Genomic DNA, 14,588 nt, shown 5'->3' on the forward strand with positions numbered 1-14,588 from the left:
GTCTTCGCTTCGCTATTCGTGAAGGCGGCCGTACTGTAGGCGCTGGTGTTGTTGCTAACGTAAACGTTTAAGACTTAACCTCTGGGTTAACGCTTAATCAGTTAGTCAAAAGCCACTCTCTTTATTGAGGGTGGCTTTTTTTTGGGTGATAGGAAGTAAAAGGTTAGTGATGTTTCAGGTATTAACAATGAATAATTTGATTGATTAGGTGAAGCTTGCAGTATTCAATAAATAGCTAGACTACAGCTTTTCATATTGGAGATGTGCAAATGGATAAGACAATTTTTGCTTCCGAAGGAAAATAAAATGAAGAATGAATTTTTACTATTAGGTAGTTTATTGATATTAACTAGCTGCGCTAAGCCAAATATACATGACCCTGATGCTCAAATTAAAGTGAATATAAATGGTGACAACTACGTAATTCCATTAAACCATATCGTTAGACCCAATACAGGTAGTTATGCAAGCTTTGAGACGAATATGGGTCTTAGTTACTTTTTTTGGCCGAGTGGTCTCGGTATGACAAATGAAGACAAAGATCCAAACGTTTTACAATATGATGCAAATATTGTGAAGTTTCATTGGACAGCTCAAAACTCTGGTATTGAAGGCAACGATATGTCTACAAGAGTAAATATTGTAAAAAAAACAAATCGTAAAGTTATGGAAAAAGATAAGTTTAGGTTAAAAGCTTATATTGACAACAATGATGACTCAATAATAACCTACACAGGTAATATCTACCCTAATTCGCCGACTACTATACGATGTTTAATGGCAACTAACAAAGATCAGAATAGTGTTTGTCAGATGGAATACTTACATCCTATTTATAACAATAATATCTTGCTTGAGTTTTCTGGAAAAAACCTTGGGGATTGGCAGTCGATAAATGCTATGGCAGTCAACTATATGGAAAAATGGCATCAGGGATAGTCATCATATGAATTGGTTAATACTAAAACAACTTCTAATACGTGGCAAATTCGATTCTAAGAACTGCTAATTATTAATGATAATCAAATAAGAAATGACCCTTGGCGCAGGCGGTGGTGCGGTTCGTACCACCTCCGTTACTGCCTTATTAGTTGCTTTATTCTTAATCCAAATATCAGCACGTAGGTTGGGTGGAGCTTGCGACACCCAACACGATAAAGCAAGCGTAGAGTAAGTTAGCTCAAGCGTAACCCACCCAATCTATGTTCCAAAACTCAATAAGGGGTTACCTCGAATTTATTATCATCCACGAAATTCACCCAACAAATAAATAAAACCGTCTTAAAACTTGCATTATGTATAAAGACATGTATAATAATCAGCCTTAACACCCCTAGGCGATTGGCTCAATTGGTAGAGCATCGGTCTCCAAAACCGAGGGTTGTAGGTTCGAGTCCTACATCGCCTGCCATCTTTTTTTATCCTATCTTTGTTGTAGTCTAGCAACTCCAAAGTGAGTCCTTTATGAGCAATGACCAAGATAACCTCGATTCAAAGTTATCTAATGCCAATGCGGTTACTGGCGGCATGCTGTCTAAAGGAAACCACATCTCAGCGACAAATACTTCTGCCGTTGAAGTGGCAAAAACAAGCTCAGCAAAAGATATAGTACTGTGGCTATTAGCCATTGTTGCTTTAATTAGTGCAACTTTTGCCAATCAATATTTACCCGGTGTATGGCAGCCTGCCAACGACCTTTGGGTCCGTATTGGTATTATTGTTGTATTAGCAGTATTTGCATTATTTTGTTTGGCGATGACCCATCAAGGTACTGCTTTTAAAACCTTACTGACCGACGCCGCAGTTGAATTACGCCGAGTGACTTGGCCGAGTAAAGATGAAACCTTTCAATACACATGGCAAACCATTGTCGTGATCGCGATTGCTGGGTTTTTTGTTTGGTTATTAGATAACTTTTTTAACTGGTTCGTCGGTCTATTTATTGGTTAATATTAGAGGTATTACTCTTTTTTAACCCCAATTTTATTTATAACGATTGAGTTATAAAGATCAGGAGCGTGATATGCGTTGGTATATTGTCCAAGCGTTTTCAGGATATGAAAAACAAGTACAACGTTCATTAACTGATCGTATTAATCGTAGTGACTTCGCTGATTCTTTCGGTGATGTATTAGTACCTACTGAAGAAGTCGTCGAAATGAAAGACGGCAAAAAGCGTAAAAGTGAGCGTAAGTTCTTTCCAGGTTATGTATTAATTCAAATGGAAATGAACGATAGCACTTGGCACATCGTTAATGAATGTCCTCGTATTATGGGCTTCATCGGTGGTACTGCTGAAACGCCAGCGCCAATTACTCAAGTAGAAGCTGATCGCATCTTAAACCGTCTTAATCAAGCTGAAACCAATCCACGTCCTAAGACTCTATTTGAGCCAGGCGAAGAGTTATTGGTTATCGATGGTCCTTTCACTGACTTTAAAGGTATGGTGGAAAAAGTGGATTACGAGAAGTCTAAGCTACAATTAACCGTAAACGTATTTAATCGACCTACACAGGTTGAACTTGAGTTTAGCAAAGTTGAAAAGCTAGACTAAATAATTATTATTAATGCAGTAATTAATTCAGTATTCATCAACCGGGGAGCTGTTGTTAACTACTAAAGTTCTTTGAGACTCAGTCTCTTCGATACATAAAGTATTTAACTGGCGTTATCACCCATTTAGGAGACAGTTATGGCTAAGAAGATTGATGGTTACATCAAACTACAAGTCCCAGCAGGTAAAGCGAATCCTTCACCACCGATTGGTCCAGCTTTGGGTCAAAAAGGCGTGAATATCATGGCGTTCTGTAAAGAATTTAACGCTGCGACTTCAAACCAAGAGCCAGGTTTGCCGATTCCAACTGAGATCACTGTTTACAGTGATAAATCTTTTACCTTCATTATGAAGTCACCACCAGCTGCTTTTCTTTTACGCAAAGCTGCTGGCGTTGCTAAAGGTTCAGGTACGCCAAACACCGATAAAGTCGGTAAAGTGACGCGTGCTCAGTTAGAAGAAATCGTCAAAACTAAAGATGCAGACTTAACGGCTGCCGATCTTGATGCTGCTGTTCGTACTGTTGCTGGTACTGCCCGTTCGATGGGTATTACCGTGGAGGGTGTATAATGTCTAAGTTAACCAAACGTCAAAAAGAAATCAATAGCCGTATCGATAACGAAAAGCAGTACACTATTGAAGAAGCAGTACAAATCTTAAACGATTTGCCAACGCTAAAATTCAAAGAGTCTGTTGATATTGCTATCAACTTGGGTGTTGACCCACGTAAATCTGACCAAGTCGTTCGTGGTGCTACTAACCTACCTGCGGGTACTGGTAAAACCAAACGCGTTGCTGTGTTCGCACAGGGTGCTGCTGCTGAAGCCGCTAAAGAAGCTGGTGCAGACATCGTTGGTATGGAAGACTTAGCAGATCAAATCAAAGCCGGTAACATGGATTTTGATGTGGTTATTGCTGCTCCAGATGCTATGCGTGTTGTTGGTCAGTTGGGTACAATTTTAGGTCCACGTGGTCTAATGCCTAACCCTAAAGTCGGTACAGTAACGCCAAACGTTGCAGAAGCTGTGACTAATGCTAAAGCTGGTCAAGCACAGTATCGTGTTGACAAAGGTGGTATTATCCATGCGACTATCGGTCAAGTTGGCTTTACTACTGAACAAGTTATGCAAAATGCTCAAGCATTAATAGCGGATCTAAAACGCGCTAAGCCTGCTACTTCTAAAGGTATCTTCATTAAAAAGATCACTTTGTCTAGCACTATGGGTCCAGGTCTAACTATTGATCCTGTTCCTTATCGTATGGCTAAATAAGCTGGTTTTGATAAGCAAATGCTTTGAAAAAAATATTTTTACTATTTAGCTATTAGGCTTAAACAGTAATACAATCAAATTTTAAAAATTAGGTCAGCGTAGTTTTTTGCTACGCTGTCTAAGACCGTAGGTAGAGAGCAGTTCTAAGGTATTTTTGATAGAAGACAGTAGTTGTTATCAGCTACTAGTTATTCTTATAAATATCAGCGAGTTGGTCTTGTTAATCGATGACAGATGAAAATCTTAATTGTCCTACGCAGACGGTGACCCACCCAGTTTAAGACTAGAGACGATAGGGTAGCATTACTATTAACTTAGTAGCGTTAGTTTATCATTCGACGTCATTCTGATAACGGTGCCGTAATCAGGCGTTACTTAAAACGAAAGTTTATGAGTAACGTGTCGTATCAAGTCAATCAACGCTGATAGCTTAATTTATTGAAGACTTAGGCCTTTAATTTTTATCTTGATAGTTGATTGGTAAGATTAAGGAGTTAACTTATGGCATTAACGCTAGAGCAAAAACAACAAGTTGTGGCTGAAGTGTCTGAAGTTGCTGCTAATGCTTACTCAGCAGTAGCTGCCGAGTATCATGGTATTGGTGTTGCAAAGCTTACTAAGCTGCGCGAACAAGCCCGTGATAAAGGTGTGGTTTTGAAGGTTGTGAAAAACACCCTAGCAAGACGCGCTTTTGAAGGCACTAAGTTTGAGTGCATGTCAGACAGTATGACTGGTCCATTACTTTTGGCTTTCTCTATGGAAGATTTGGGATCTGCTGCTAGAGTCATTTTTGACTTCAGTAAAGATAACAATGCTTTAGAGACCAAATTAGTATCAGTCGGCGGTGTGGTTTATGGTCCAGAAGAGCTAGAGCGCGTATCGAAACTACCAACTCGTGACGAAGCACTCTCTATCTTGATGGCTACTATAAATGCACCTGTGACCAAGCTAGTTCAAACTATGAACGCTGTTCCTAGTAAGCTTGTTCGCACTGTAGCAGCAATCAAAGACGCAAAAGAAGCTGCTTAATTGCTTGTTTTAACGTAAATTTATTATCGTTTGCTGCATTGATTGTTCATTCATTAAATTTTGGACAAGCAGTTTAAACGCTATTAGAATCAATTAATTTTATCAGATAACGGAGAGTTCTCATGGCACTATCTAAAGATGATGTGTTAAACGCAATTGCTGAAATGTCAGTAATGGATATCGTTGAATTAATCAGCGCTATGGAAGAAAAATTCGGCGTAACTGCTGCTGTTGCCGCTGCTGCACCTGCTGCTGCTGGTCCTGCTGCTACTGCTGAAGAGCAAAGCGAATTTGACGTTATTCTTACTAGCTTCGGCGAGAAGAAAGTTGGCGTTATTAAAGCTGTTCGCGAAGCGACTGGCCTTGGCCTAAAAGAAGCGAAAGATTTGGTTGAAAGTGCTCCAGCACCAATCAAAGAAGGCGCTAACAAAGCTGAAGCTGAAGAATTGAAAAAGAAACTTGAAGAAGTTGGCGCTACTGTTGAACTAAAATAAGTTCAGCTAAGCTCTAAATCTAAAGTTTTACAAAAAAAGCTGGTGATGCCTTGCATTGCTGGCTTTTTTTTATTATAATTACTAGCTTGACCTTTTGTGTCTGCCAATAGTCGTATCACAAGCGGTGGATACCCATCAAAAGGACACACGTTATACATGCAAGCAACCACAGTAGTTATGAGTAATAAATTAATATAGGCTAAACGTCGTTTGATGTTTGGCATTTTTCTGTGTCTGCATGCTTTCCCAATAATTGTAAATTTTGTTCCAATTTCAATTGATGTTTGTCTCATAGCCCTTTTGTAATTGTTTTTACCTACTATATATTATGTAGTTTAGCATGATTTTACTGTCAGTTCATAAGCTTGCCAACAGTGCTCGTAGACGGTAGATATTAGCGACCATACTAATAACGCACTGAGTTTGAATTTAAGCACTACTTTATAACCGTTTTAAAAGTATTTAAGAAAGGCTAGTTAAATACTAGTAAGTACGACTTTATTATCGTTTACGTTGCCAACTATGCATACTATTTATGCTTGCTGGTCACGCTTTCAATTTGTTTCCACGTTACTGTAAGGACTCCCGATGGCATATTCTTATACTGAAAAAAAGCGTATTCGCAAAAGCTTTGCTGAATTGCCAACTGTGATGGACATTCCCTATCTATTGTCTATTCAAGTTGATTCTTATGAGCACTTTTTGCAAGAGCACAAAAAGCCTAAGGCTCGTGAGAATACTGGTTTACAAGCTGCGTATTCCTCTATTTTCCCAATTGAGAGTCACTCTGGTAATGCTGAGTTACAATTTGTTGAGTATTACTTAGGCACGCCTGAGTTTGATGAGCGTGAGTGTATATTGCGCGGATCAACTTTTGCAGCACCTATGCGAGTTAAGATTCGTTTGATTATCAAAGACAAAGACAGCAAAGACAAAGATAGCAAAGCTGCGGTAAAAGATATCCGTGAGCAAAGCGTCTATATGGGTGAAATCCCACTGATGACCAATAACGGTACCTTTATTATTAATGGTACTGAACGAGTTATCGTGTCTCAGCTACATCGCTCACCAGGGGTGTTCTTTGATCATGATAAAGGCAAGTCACATTCAAGTGGTAAAGTACTTTATAACGCTCGTATCATTCCTTACCGTGGTTCATGGTTAGATTTCGAGTTTGATGCTAAAGACTTAGTTTTTGCTCGTATTGACCGTCGCCGTAAGCTGCTTGCATCTATTATTCTACGCGCTTTAGGTCTTAGTACTAACGAGATATTGGATCTATTTTTCCAAAAAGTAGCTGTATATAAAGGTGAAGAGCAGTTCGAAATCGATTTAGTAGCTGATCGTTTACGTGGTGAAATGGCTCAGTTCGATATCGTATCAGCAGAAGGCGAAGTGATAGTCGAGCAAGGCAAACGTATCAATGCTCGTCGTATCCGTCAGCTTGAAGAAGCGGGTATGACTAAGATTGCGGTACCTGATGAATACTTGTATGAGCGTATTCTAGCTGAAGACATCATCGTTAACGGTGAAGTTATTGCTAAAGCTAACACTCCTATTGATCATGAACTATTAGTCAAAATTAACTCGTTTGAAGCTAGTGATGCTATCAAACAAATTAGCATCTTGTTCACTAACGATATCGATCAAGGTAGTTATATTGCCGATACGCTACGTGCTGATAGTACTTCAAGCCGTGAAGAAGCGTTGATTGAAATTTATAAAGTTATGCGTCCAGGTGAGCCACCAACGGTTGAAACTGCTGAGAAACTATTCGACAGCATGTTCTTTAACGCTGATCGTTATGACTTATCAAACGTTGGTCGTATGAAGTTCAACCGTCGTTTAGGTCTTGAGTTCGATAATACTGATGATCCTGATATTCAGCGTGAGCGCAGTGTACTGACCAATGCCGACATCGTTAACGTTCTAAAAGAGCTTATTGAGATTCGTAATGGTCGCGGCGAAGTCGATGATATCGATCACTTAGGTAACCGTCGTATTCGTTCAGTAGGCGAAATGGCAGAAAACCAATTCCGTGTTGGTCTAGTACGTGTTGAGCGTGCGGTCAAAGAGCGTTTGAGCTCAGCGGAATCAGACAACTTATCGCCACAAGATTTGATTAACTCAAAACCTGTCGCTGCTGCGGTCAAAGAATTCTTTGGTTCAAGCCAGTTGTCACAGTTTATGGATCAGAACAACCCCTTGTCAGAAGTTACTCATAAACGTCGGGTATCCGCACTAGGACCCGGTGGTTTGACTCGTGAGCGTGCAGGCTTTGAAGTACGTGACGTTCATGATACTCATTATGGTCGCGTATGTCCGATTGAGACTCCTGAAGGTCCAAACATTGGTTTGATCAACTCACTAGCTACTTTTGCTAAAACTAACAGCTTTGGTTTCCTAGAGACGCCTTATCGCCAAGTAGTCGATGGTAAAGTAACTGACGTTATTGAGTATTTATCAGCTATTGAAGAAGTAGGTACTGTAATTGCACAGGCCGACTCACCAGTAACTGCCGATGGTGCGCTTAGCGATGAGATGGTCAGTGTACGTAGCTATGGTGAATTCGTACGTATGCCACCAGAAAAAGTGACGCATATGGATGTGTCACCAAGTCAGGTAGTATCAGTAGCAGCAGGTCTGATTCCGTTCCTAGAGCATGATGATGCTAACCGTGCCTTGATGGGCTCGAACATGCAGCGTCAGGCGGTTCCTACACTACGTGCTGATAAGCCGTTAGTAGGTACGGGTATGGAGCGTCACGTTGCTCGTGATTCTGGTGTTTGTGTGATTGCTAAGCGTGGTGGTGTCATTGAAGATGTTGACGCTTCTCGTGTGGTAGTACGAGTTAACGAAGATGAGATGATTGCTGGTGAAGCTGGTATTGATATCTATAACTTAGTTAAATACACTCGTTCTAACCAAAACACTTGTATCAACCAACGTATCATTGTTAACCAAGGTGATGCTATTGCTGTAGGCGATATTTTAGCCGATGGTCCATCAACCGATCTTGGTGAGCTAGCGTTAGGTCAGAACATTCGCATTGCCTTTATGCCTTGGAATGGTTACAACTTCGAAGATTCAATCTTGCTATCTGAAAAAGTAGTGAAAGAAGATCGCTTTACTACTATTCATATTCAAGAATTGACTTGTGTGGCTCGTGATACCAAGTTAGGTACTGAAGAGATCACTGGTGATATTCCAAACGTCGGTGAAGCAGCTTTATCTAGTCTTGATGAAGCAGGTATTGTTTATATCGGTGCTGAAGTAGATGCTGGTGATATCTTAGTTGGTAAAGTCACGCCAAAAGGTGAGACCCAACTGACCCCAGAAGAGAAACTACTACGGGCAATCTTTGGTGAAAAAGCGGCTGATGTAAAAGATACTTCTTTACGAGTACCTACATCAAGCAAAGGCACGGTTATTGACGTGCAAGTCTTTACTCGTGATGGCGTTGAAAAAGATGCGCGTGCGCGTGCTATTGAGAAGTCACAGTTAGACAGCTATCGTAAAGATTTAAAAGAAGAGCTACGTATCTTTGAAGAAGCGGCTCGTGGTCGTATCAGCAACTTGCTTAACGGTCAAAAAGTCAGTGGTGGTTCAGGTCTAAAAGCCGGTACTGTTATGGCTGCAGTTGATATGAAAGATATGAATCTTGAGACTTTGCTTGATATCCAGCCAGTCGAAGAAGATATCTCTGAGCGTTTGACTCAGATTGCAGAATACTTAGTCGATAAGCAAAAAGATATCGATAGTAAATTTGCTGAGAAAAAACGCAAATTGACTGCTGGTGATGATTTGGCGCATGGCGTACAAAAAATCGTTAAAGTATATCTTGCGGTTAAGCGTCGTATTCAGCCTGGTGATAAAATGGCTGGTCGTCATGGTAACAAAGGTGTGGTATCACGTATTATGCCAGTTGAAGACATGCCTTATGATGAGCATGGCAACACTGTTGACATCGTACTGAATCCGCTAGGCGTACCTTCACGTATGAACATCGGCCAGGTACTAGAGACCCATTTAGGTATGGCTGCTAAAGGTTTGGGCGAAAAAATAGATGGTATGCTCAAAGCCCAAGCAGCAATAAAAGATTTGCGTGATTTCTTAGACCAAATCTATAACAAAGTTGGTGGCGAACAAGTCGATCTTGATAGCTTAAGTGATGATGACATCATGGCGCTATCAGATAACTTACGTGCCGGTGTTCCTATGGGTACAGCGGTATTTGATGGGGCGCATGAGCATCAAGTCAAAGACTTGCTTGAGCTTGCAGGTATGGCACGTGATGGTCAGCAAACGTTATATGATGGTCGTACTGGTCAAAAATTCGATCGTAAAGTAACGGTTGGCTACATGTACATGCTGAAACTTAACCATTTGGTTGACGACAAGATGCATGCGCGTTCAACAGGTTCTTACTCACTAGTGACGCAACAGCCGCTAGGTGGTAAAGCGCAGTTCGGTGGTCAGCGTTTCGGTGAGATGGAAGTTTGGGCTTTAGAAGCTTATGGCGCCACTTACACCTTGCAAGAAATGCTAACCGTGAAGTCGGATGACGTTGAAGGCCGTACGCGGATGTATAAAAACATCGTTGATGGTGAGCAGTACATGGATCCAGGCATGCCTGAATCGTTTAACGTACTGACCAAAGAAATAAAATCTTTGGGTATTAATATTGAGCTAAAACAAACTCACTAATTAAATATGATTTCATAATTGATCGTTTAGTTAGTTAACTAGAAGCAGTACGCTTATTGCTGCTGCTTTTAGGTATTTATCTCAACCCTATTCATTGCCTTCATTCATCTTAACTAGCAGCGCCACTGTAATTATGGTGACAACGCTAGCAGATGATTATAAAGATAACGGAGAAGCAACTTGAAAGATTTACTCGATATCATGCAGAGCCCTACCAGCAATGGTAACCATGAGTTTGACAGTATCCAAATTACCTTAGCCTCGCCTGACGTTATTAAGTCATGGTCACATGGTGAAGTTAAAAAGCCTGAAACTATTAACTATCGCACCTTTAAGCCTGAGCGTGATGGTCTATTCTGTGCCAAGATTTTTGGTCCAGTAAAAGATTTTGAATGTCTTTGTGGTAAGTACAAACGTCGTAAGTTCCAAGGCGTTATCTGTGAAAAATGTGGCGTAGAAGTTACTACTGCTAAAGTGCGTCGTGATCGCATGGGTCATATTGACCTTGCTAGCCCAGTTGCGCATATTTGGTTCTTAAAGTCTCTACCAAGCCGTATTGGTTTGCTTCTTGATATGACTCTACGTGATATCGAGCGGGTACTATATTTTGAAAGCTACATCGTAACTGAGCCTGGTCTGACCAGCTTAGAGAAGTATCAATTGCTTGATGACGAAGATTATTATCGTGCGCTTGAAGAGTTCGGTGATGAGTTCGTTGCTAAAATGGGTGCAGAAGCGATTCAAGACTTATTAAAAGATATCGATTTAGATATCGAAATTGATGAGTTACGTGAAGCGATTCCACAGACTGGTTCTGAGACTAAGCTTAAAAAGATGTCTAAGCGTCTTAAGTTATTAGAAGCCTTCCGTGATTCTCATAACAAGCCTGAATGGATGGTAATGACCATCTTGCCAGTACTACCACCAGATTTGCGTCCTTTAGTACCGCTAGAAGGCGGTCGTTTTGCGACTTCAGATCTTAACGATTTGTATCGCCGCGTCATCAACCGTAACAACCGTCTTAAACGTTTGCTTGAGCTTAGCGCCCCTGACATTATCGTACGTAACGAAAAACGTATGCTACAAGAGTCAGTCGATGCGTTGTTAGATAACGGTCGTCGCGGTCGTGCTATCACTGGTAGTAACAAGCGTCCATTGAAATCTTTAGCTGACATGATTAAAGGTAAGCAAGGTCGTTTCCGTCAGAACTTACTAGGTAAACGTGTCGATTATTCTGGCCGTTCAGTAATCGTAGTAGGTCCAACGCTACGTCTACATCAGTGTGGTCTACCTAAGAAAATGGCCCTTGAACTTTTCAAGCCTTTTACTTATAACAAACTATTATCACACGGTTTAGCGACGACGATCAAAGCTGCTAAAAAGATGGTTGAGCGTGAAGAGCCACAAGTGTGGGATATGCTAGCGATGGTTATTCGTGAGCATCCAGTGCTACTTAACCGTGCACCAACCCTGCATAGATTGGGTCTGCAAGCGTTTGAGCCAGTATTGATTGAAGGTAAAGCCATTCAGTTGCATCCGTTGGTTTGTACCGCATTCAACGCTGACTTTGATGGTGACCAAATGGCCGTTCACGTGCCATTGACCCTAGAAGCACAGCTTGAATCACGTGCCTTGATGATGTCTACCAACAACATCTTGTCACCTGCCAACGGTGATCCAATCATCGTACCATCACAAGATGTGGTATTGGGTTTATATTATATTAGTCGCTCATCAGTGAACGTTAAAGGCGAAGGCATGATCTTCGCTACTGTTAATGAAGCTCTACGTGCTATTGGCTCTAACGATTTACATGTTAATGCTAAAATCAAAGTACGAGTAACTGAGACTACTATCGCTGAAGATGGTACTCGTACTGAAAAGACTAGCCTAAAAGAAACCGTAGCAGGTCGTTTATTGATCTGGAACATTATGCCTACGGGCATGGCGTTTGAAGAATGTAATCAAGAGATGACTAAAAAGAATATCTCAAGATTGATTAACTCTTGCTATCGTAACTTAGGTGTCAAAGACAGCGTTATGTTCGCTGACCAATTGATGTACCTTGGTTTTGCACAAGCCACTTTGTCTGGCGTATCAATTTGCCTAGATGATATGGTTATTCCACCAAGCAAAAAACAAATTATTGGTGTAGCAGAAGCAGAAGTACGTGAAATTGAAGATCAGTTCGAGCAAGGTTTTGTGACAGCAGGTGAACGCTATAACAAAGTTGTCGATATTTGGTCACGTACCAATGATAAAGTCGCCAAAGCGATGATGGATAACTTGGCAACAGATAAAGTAATCAACGCCCAAGGTGAAGAGGAAGAGCAGAAGTCCTTTAACTCTATCTTTATTATGTCAGATTCTGGTGCTCGTGGTAGTGCAGCACAGATTCGTCAGTTGGCAGGTATGCGTGGTTTGATGGCTAAACCGGATGGCTCTATTATCGAGACTCCGATTAAAGCTAACTTCCGTGAAGGTTTGACTGTACTTCAGTACTTCATCTCAACTCACGGAGCACGTAAAGGTCTAGCTGATACTGCTTTGAAAACTGCTAACTCAGGTTATTTGACTCGTCGTTTAGTGGACGTAGCACAAGATTTGGTTATCACTAGCGATGATTGTGGTACTGAGGTTGGTTTGTTAATGACTCCGCATATCCAAGGTGGCGAAATCATTGAGAAGCTTGGTGATTTAGTACTAGGTCGAGTAACTTCACGTGATGTTACTTATAATGATGATGCTGATAAAATCTTAATCCCAGTTGGGACTTTGATTGATGAGCATTGGGTTGATGTGCTTGATGACAACGCTATTGATGATATCTGGGTTCGTTCAGTTATCACCTGTGATGTAGCTCACGGTGTCTGTGCGCAGTGTTATGGTCGTGACCTTGCTCGTGGTCATAAAGTCAACATCGGTGAGTCAGTTGGTGTAATGGCAGCTCAGTCTATCGGTGAACCTGGTACTCAGTTAACCATGCGTACGTTCCACGTAGGTGGAGCAGCAAGCTCAGCTTCTGTAGATAACAGCATCTCTGTCCGTAATGGTGGTCAGGTTCATTTCGAGAATATGAAAACTGTTGAGCACATTGATGGTCATTTAGTTATCGTATCTCGTTCAGCTGAAATTGCGTTGACCGATGAGTTAGGTCGCGAGCGTGAGCGCTATAAAGTGCCTTATGGTTCAAGCGTACTTGTGAAAAGTGAAGATCATGTCGAAGGTGGTCAAACTATCGCTAAATGGGATCCGCACACGCATCCTATTATTACTGAGTTTGCGGGTAAAGCACGCTTTAGTGATATTACCGATGGTCTAACAGCTACTGTGAAAGTTGATGACGCTACTGGTATGAGCTCGTTTGAGATTCTTGCTACCCGCGATCGTTCAAGCTCAGCCAAAGATTTACGTCCGGCTATTATATTGAATACCAATGAAGGTAAAGAAGTAGTTTACTTCTTACCTGCTGAAACTATTATTCGTGTTGGTGATGGTGAAGAAGTAGCTGCTGGCTCAATCTTAGGCCGTGTACCACAAGCCTCTTCAGGTACTAAAGATATTACCGGTGGCTTGCCACGTGTTGCTGACTTATTTGAAGCCCGTCGCCCGAAAGATCATGCCATTATGGCAGAGATGACTGGTGTAGTGAGCTTTGGTAAAGAGACTAAAGGCAAAAACCGCTTTATTATTACTAATGAAGACGGTGAGATTCATGAAGAGCTAATACCTAAATGGCGTCAAATCAACGTTTTCGAAAATGAGACAGTAGCTCGTGGTGAAGTGATCGCTGATGGTCCACAGAATCCACATGATATCTTGCGTCTAAAAGGTCAGACTGCTCTTGCTGACTATATCGTAAACGAAGTTCAAGATGTTTACCGCTTGCAGGGTGTAAAAATCAACGATAAGCACATCGAAGTTATTATTCGTCAGATGCTGCGTAAAGTTGAAGTTACTGATGCTGGTGACTCTAATCACTTTAAAGGTGATCAGGTTGAATACGTTGATATCAGAGCATTGAATGCTAAATTGGAAGCAGAAGATAAGTTCCCAGTGAAGTTTGAGCGTCAGTTGCTAGGTATTACTAAAGCAAGTTTGGCTACTGAAAGCTTTATTTCAGCGGCATCTTTCCAAGAAACCACGCGCGTATTAACAGCGGCTGCGGTAACTGGTAAGATTGATGAACTACGCGGTCTCAAAGAGAACGTAGTTGTTGGCCGTTTGATTCCAGCGGGTACTGGTCTTGCTTATCATAAAGCACGTAAAGACAAAGCTGATAAAAAACTGCAAGACAAAGATTTAAATGCCTCTTTCGATAATACAGCGTTTGATATGAGCATCGGTGGTAGCGATAGCAAAGATTTTGCTAGCTTTGATGAAGCCTTTGCTCAAGAGCTTAATCAAGACAACTAATAGAGTCAACGTTAATATTAATAGCGTTTTTATCAATATTTCTATTAACAGTTGTTCGCCATTAAAGCCTAGATAAACCAAGAAGCCAGCCACGTTGCTGGCTTTTTTGTCTCTAAA

General features: G+C 41.1%; 11 protein-coding genes and 1 tRNA gene. 11 read left to right on the forward strand and 1 reads right to left on the reverse strand.

Annotated elements, in window-relative coordinates:
• Positions 1 to 306 precede the first annotated feature (306 nt).
• The 9 genes from KPY62_RS10155 to rplL all read left to right on the forward strand — a co-directional run bounded on the left by KPY62_RS10155 (position 307) and on the right by rplL (position 5,348).
• Positions 307 to 939, forward strand: coding sequence for a hypothetical protein (locus tag KPY62_RS10155; protein ID WP_216581883.1), 633 nt, complete (start codon positions 307 to 309; stop codon positions 937 to 939).
• Positions 940 to 1,033: 94 nt separating this feature from the next.
• The gene (locus KPY62_RS10160) at positions 1,034 to 1,174 is read left to right on the forward strand and encodes a hypothetical protein (RefSeq protein WP_216581884.1); all 141 of its coding nucleotides are present in this window, start codon (positions 1,034 to 1,036) and stop codon (positions 1,172 to 1,174) included.
• Between the two features lie 161 nt (positions 1,175 to 1,335).
• Positions 1,336 to 1,411 (forward strand) — tRNA-Trp (locus KPY62_RS10165).
• Positions 1,412 to 1,464: 53 nt separating this feature from the next.
• Positions 1,465 to 1,950 carry a preprotein translocase subunit SecE gene (gene secE / locus KPY62_RS10170; RefSeq protein ID WP_216581885.1) on the forward strand — a complete coding sequence of 162 codons (486 nt, stop codon included), beginning with the start codon at positions 1,465 to 1,467 and terminating at the stop codon, positions 1,948 to 1,950.
• Positions 1,951 to 2,023: 73 nt separating this feature from the next.
• Positions 2,024 to 2,554: a transcription termination/antitermination protein NusG gene (nusG, locus tag KPY62_RS10175; protein WP_201623270.1), complete on the forward strand. Its 531-nt coding sequence runs from the start codon at positions 2,024 to 2,026 to the stop codon at positions 2,552 to 2,554.
• Between the two features lie 138 nt (positions 2,555 to 2,692).
• Positions 2,693 to 3,124, forward strand: coding sequence for a 50S ribosomal protein L11 (rplK, locus tag KPY62_RS10180; RefSeq protein WP_216581886.1), 432 nt, complete (start codon positions 2,693 to 2,695; stop codon positions 3,122 to 3,124).
• Positions 3,124 to 3,825: a 50S ribosomal protein L1 gene (gene rplA, locus KPY62_RS10185; RefSeq protein ID WP_216581887.1), complete on the forward strand. Its 702-nt coding sequence runs from the start codon at positions 3,124 to 3,126 to the stop codon at positions 3,823 to 3,825. Before rplK ends, rplA begins: the two co-directional genes overlap by 1 nt.
• Before the next feature lie 501 nt (positions 3,826 to 4,326).
• Positions 4,327 to 4,854: a 50S ribosomal protein L10 gene (gene rplJ, locus KPY62_RS10190; protein WP_216581888.1), complete on the forward strand. Its 528-nt coding sequence runs from the start codon at positions 4,327 to 4,329 to the stop codon at positions 4,852 to 4,854.
• Between the two features lie 122 nt (positions 4,855 to 4,976).
• Positions 4,977 to 5,348, forward strand: coding sequence for a 50S ribosomal protein L7/L12 (gene rplL / locus KPY62_RS10195; protein WP_201623274.1), 372 nt, complete (start codon positions 4,977 to 4,979; stop codon positions 5,346 to 5,348).
• A gap of 2 nt (positions 5,349 to 5,350) precedes the next feature.
• On the opposite strand, the gene KPY62_RS10200 is transcribed toward rplL, so the two are convergent.
• Positions 5,351 to 5,641 (reverse strand): hypothetical protein, encoded by a 291-nt coding sequence (locus tag KPY62_RS10200; RefSeq protein WP_201623275.1) that lies wholly within the window; start codon positions 5,639 to 5,641, stop codon positions 5,351 to 5,353.
• Between the two features lie 295 nt (positions 5,642 to 5,936).
• Between KPY62_RS10200 and rpoB the strand changes: the two genes are divergently transcribed.
• Positions 5,937 to 10,055: a DNA-directed RNA polymerase subunit beta gene (rpoB, locus tag KPY62_RS10205; RefSeq protein WP_201623276.1), complete on the forward strand. Its 4,119-nt coding sequence runs from the start codon at positions 5,937 to 5,939 to the stop codon at positions 10,053 to 10,055.
• A 180-nt stretch (positions 10,056 to 10,235) separates the two neighbouring features.
• Positions 10,236 to 14,471 (forward strand): DNA-directed RNA polymerase subunit beta', encoded by a 4,236-nt coding sequence (gene rpoC / locus KPY62_RS10210; RefSeq protein WP_216581889.1) that lies wholly within the window; start codon positions 10,236 to 10,238, stop codon positions 14,469 to 14,471.
• Positions 14,472 to 14,588 lie beyond the last annotated feature (117 nt).

Origin of the sequence: Psychrobacter sp. TAE2020 (genome assembly GCF_018919485.1) — a bacterium.
Taxonomy (GTDB): domain Bacteria; phylum Pseudomonadota; class Gammaproteobacteria; order Pseudomonadales; family Moraxellaceae; genus Psychrobacter.